The 3,340-nt window shown below is 55.4% G+C and carries 3 protein-coding genes; 2 read left to right on the top strand and 1 reads right to left on the bottom strand.

Features of this window, described 5'->3' with window-relative positions; all coding sequences use genetic code 11:
* A partial coding sequence (locus ABYV26_RS23375; protein ID WP_372683761.1) for a fumarylacetoacetate hydrolase family protein occupies positions 1 to 374 on the top strand: 374 nt, incomplete at its 5' end.
* Positions 375 to 381: 7 nt separating this feature from the next.
* On the opposite strand, the gene serA is transcribed toward ABYV26_RS23375, so the two are convergent.
* Positions 382 to 1,962 carry a phosphoglycerate dehydrogenase gene (serA, locus tag ABYV26_RS23370; protein ID WP_372683762.1) on the bottom strand — a complete coding sequence of 527 codons (1,581 nt, stop codon included), beginning with the start codon at positions 1,960 to 1,962 and terminating at the stop codon, positions 382 to 384.
* Positions 1,963 to 2,386: 424 nt separating this feature from the next.
* On the opposite strand from serA, the gene ABYV26_RS23365 reads away from it, so the two are divergent.
* On the top strand, positions 2,387 to 3,340 hold a 954-nt coding region (locus ABYV26_RS23365; protein ID WP_372683760.1), incomplete at its 3' end, for a site-specific DNA-methyltransferase.

The following is a 3,340-nucleotide window of genomic DNA, read 5'->3' as shown; positions in this document are numbered from 1 at the left end:
GCATGAACGACGTCAGCCAGCGCAATATCCAGAACAGTGACCGCACCGGATGGTCCCGGGGCAAATCATTCGACACCTTCGGCCCCATCGGTCCGCAGGTGGTGCTGACCCGGGACCTGCCCGACCCCCAAAACCTGGCCATCTGCTGTCGGCTCAACGGGCGGACCGTTCAGGAAGGCAATACCCGCCAGATGATATTCAAAATTCCCGAGATCATTGCCTTCGTCTCCAGAAACTTCACCCTGATGCCAGGCGACATCATCCTCACCGGCACCCCGGCAGGCGTGGGGCCCTTGAGTCATGGCGACACCATCGAAGTGGAGGTCGAACATATCGGGATATTGAAAAACAGCGTTATCGATGAAACGGCCTGATTTAGGTTCACAGCTCCAGCGACGTCACTGAACTGATCATCTCCGCCGAACGCAGGTCATCGAGCACATCAGGGGGAACCGGGGTATCGGTCTGCAGAAAAATGATGTTGAGATCCCCGTCTTTTTCCTGCCCCACGTACATCCGCCCGATGTTGATGTTGTGCCGCCCCAACGTGGTTCCGATGCCGCCGATCGCCCCTGGCCGATCCTGATTGAAGATCAATAGGATATGTCCTTCGGGCACCAGTTCCAGACGAAAGTTATTGATCTTGACCACTTTGAGGTCGCTTCGGCCGATGATGGTGCCGGCAACCAAGTTCTCGCCGGCGTCCGTCGTCACCCGAAGGGTTATCAGGTGGGTGTAGTCTTCGGCTTCTGATGTCGTGGATTCAATGATTTTTATGCCCATCTCGCTGGCCACCACCGGTGCGTTGACGAAGTTGACGGCATGCTTGACCATGGGCGTAAGCAATCCCTTGAGGATCGCGGTGGATACCGGGGCCATGTCCATCCCCTTGAAATCGCCGGTATATTCGATGGTCACCGCTCTGACCGGTCCGCCGGCCAGCTGGGCCTGAAGACACCCCATCCGATCGCCCACCGCCATGTAGGGGCCGATTTTTCGTAAAAGATCCCCGGTCACAGACGGGACATTGACTGCGTTGACGATGGTGCCGTTGACCAGGTAGTCGATGATCTGCCGGGCCACGGCAACGGCTACATTGGCCTGAGCTTCTTGGGTGGAGGCGCCCAGATGGGGCGTACAGATGATCCGATCCAGTTCGAACAGCCGGCACGCACCGGGAGGTTCGATCTCGAATACATCCAGCGCGGCACCGGCGACCTTTCCGGATTGAATGGCCGCCTGCAAGTCGTTTTCGTGGACGATGCCCCCCCTGGCGCAGTTCATGATCATCACGCCGTCTTTCATCTTTTCAAAGGCCGCTTTGTTCAACAGGCCGGTAGTTTCCTTGAGCTTGGGCACGTGAATCGAAATGTAGTCGGAACGCCGGTAGAGTTCATCGAGTGTCACACTTTCGAAGCCAGATTTTTCGATCTGCTCGGGCGCCACAAAGGGATCGTAAACCACCACCTGCATGCGAAGTCCCTTGGCCCGGTCAGCGACGATGGAACCGATTTTGCCGAAACCGACGACGCCCAGGGTTTTGTTGAACACCTCCCGCCCCTGCAGCTTTTTCTTGTCCCAGCGGCCAGCCTTCAACGATAGCGTGCCCTGGGGGATGTTCCGGGTCAGGGCCATCATCATGGCAATGGCATGCTCCGCGGTGGTCACCACGTTGCCGGTGGGCGTATTCATGACGACGACGCCCCGTTTGGTGGCGGCGGGGATGTCCACGTTGTCCAGACCGATGCCGGCACGCCCAACCACTTTCAGTTTTGTACCAGCCGCGAGTATCTCCTCGGTCACCCGTGTGGCGCTGCGAATCACCAGCGCGTCGTAGTCGCCGATCGTCTCCTTAAGCGACTGAGGCGTCAAACCCGTCTTTACGTCGACATCGATTCCCTCGGTCTCGCGAAACAACTGAATTCCCGCGTCTCCCAGAGCATCGCTGACAAGCACCTTGATCATCTTTCCGTTCCTCCTTCTCCTGCAGCGTTTGCCGCAGTCTTTTGCTGCAATGACAACAAGCAATAACCGCTTCAATGTTTCCGATCGGGAAAAACCGGTTTCCTACCGGTTTTCTAAGCCCGGATATTTTTCTGAAATTCGACTTGACTAAATACAAATGATAATGGAAGTGGGTCGATAAGGCTGGGATTTACGTCCCATGCCATTTCGGACGTGCACGAGGGGTATGTTTCATTGATTTTTTGGGGAAAGTCAAGGTGCAAGGCAGATCATGCGCTTTTCATCAAATTTATTTTTCGTTTACTTTCAAATGGTAACATCAATATATTTCTTTTTTGGGGACCGGTGATCATAAAATTTGATGGTATCATCAGTATTGATCCATGCAACTATAAAATTGAAAAAAGGAGCCGCCATCCCGTTGATATCTGAACACCGCATCCGGTTTGCCGATGCAAATAGAATGTCCGAGGTCGCGTCCCAAAGCGTTCACCTGGTGGTGACCTCTCCACCCTACCCAATGATCGAGATGTGGGACGAGCTGTTCTGTCAGCAGTCCGCAATCAAAAAGGCCCTGCACAGCCAGGCGGGTATGACTGCATTTGAGTTGATGCACCGGCAGTTGGACAGGGTCTGGGACGAACTCCACCGGGTCCTGGTTCCCGGCGGTATCGCCTGCATCAACATCGGGGACGCCACCCGTACCCTTAAAGACAAATTCGCCCTTTACCCCAATCACACCCGCATTCTCGCGCACATGCTCCAGCTGGGGTTTTCCAACCTGCCCAACATCCTGTGGCGCAAGCAGACCAACGCGCCCAACAAATTCATGGGGTCGGGGATGATGCCACCCGGTGCCTATGTGACCCTCGAGCATGAATACATCCTGATATTCCGAAAGGGAGACAAACGGCTGTTCAAGAGCCAGGCAGAGAAAGCCAACCGGCGGCAAAGTGCCTTTTTCTGGGAGGAGCGCAACCAGTGGTTTTCCGACGTATGGATGGATCTTATGGGAACCCGGCAAAAAACTGGCGACAAACAGCTGCGAAAACGCAGCGGTGCCTACCCCTTTGAATTGGCCTACCGCCTGATATGCATGTTTTCGGTCATGGGCGATACGGTGCTGGATCCGTTTCTGGGCACCGGAACCACCGTGTTTGCCGCAGCTGCAGCCGGCCGAAACAGCCTTGGATTCGAGTTGGAAAAGGCTTTTCAGCCGTTGATTAACCAAGGATTCCAACCGGCGATTGAACAGGGTCGCCACCGCATCGGCGAGCGCTTTGACGGGCATCTGCAATTTGTGGGCAACCGCCAAGCGGAAGGCAAGACCATCAAACACACCAACCAGGTCTACAGGTTCCCGGTAATCACCCGT

The sequence above is a fragment of the Desulfosarcina sp. genome, from assembly GCF_041551955.1.
In the GTDB taxonomy this organism is placed as follows: Bacteria; Desulfobacterota; Desulfobacteria; order Desulfobacterales; family Desulfosarcinaceae; genus Desulfosarcina.
This window is presented reverse-complemented; position numbering and strand designations above follow the sequence as displayed.